The sequence below is a fragment of the Pseudomonas costantinii genome (genome assembly GCF_001870435.1).
In the GTDB taxonomy this organism is placed as follows: domain Bacteria; phylum Pseudomonadota; class Gammaproteobacteria; order Pseudomonadales; family Pseudomonadaceae; genus Aquipseudomonas; species Aquipseudomonas costantinii.
In genome coordinates, this window is record NZ_MDDR01000053.1 from 1 (window position 1) to 665 (window position 665).

The 665-nt window shown below is 54.9% G+C and carries 1 protein-coding gene; it reads left to right on the forward strand.

Annotated elements, in window-relative coordinates:
- Nucleotides 1-665: immunoglobulin-like domain-containing protein (locus tag BFL40_RS27685; RefSeq protein WP_143088340.1), on the forward strand; the 665-nt coding region annotated here is incomplete at both ends.

Consider the following 665-nt stretch of genomic DNA (forward strand, 5'->3'; position numbering starts at 1 on the left):
ACCGTCAGCACCACCATCACCAAGACCGACGGCGGTAACTTCGAGAAGTTGGTAACAAATCCTGATGCAGCTAAAACTGTCATCACCGACTCGATCGACACCACCACCGTTACTCTGACCGCTGATAAAACCGTGGTTGAAGGCGGTGACATCACCTACACCGCGACCTTGACTAACAAGGCGCAAACCGACGTCACCGTGACCCTCTCGAATGGTCAGACGATCACCATCAAGGCCGATCAACTGACTGGTACGGCGGTGTTCCACACCCCAGCCAACGACGTCTACAACAACGGTTCGACCGTCAGCACCACCATCACCAAGACCGACGGCGGTAACTTCGAGAAGTTGGTGACAAATCCTGATGCGGCTAAAACTGTCATCACCGACTCGATCGATACCACCACCATCACTCTGACCGCTGACAAAACCGTGGTTGAAGGCGGTGACATCACCTACACCGCGACCTTGACTAACAAGGCGCAAACCGACGTCACCGTAACGTTGAGCAACGGCCAAACCATCACCATCAAGGCCGATCAACTGACTGGCACGGCGGTGTTCCACACCCCGGCCAACGACGTCTACAACAACGGTTCGACCGTCAGCACTACGATTACGAAGGCTGAAGGCGGTAACTTCGAGAAGCTGGTAACGAACCCTGA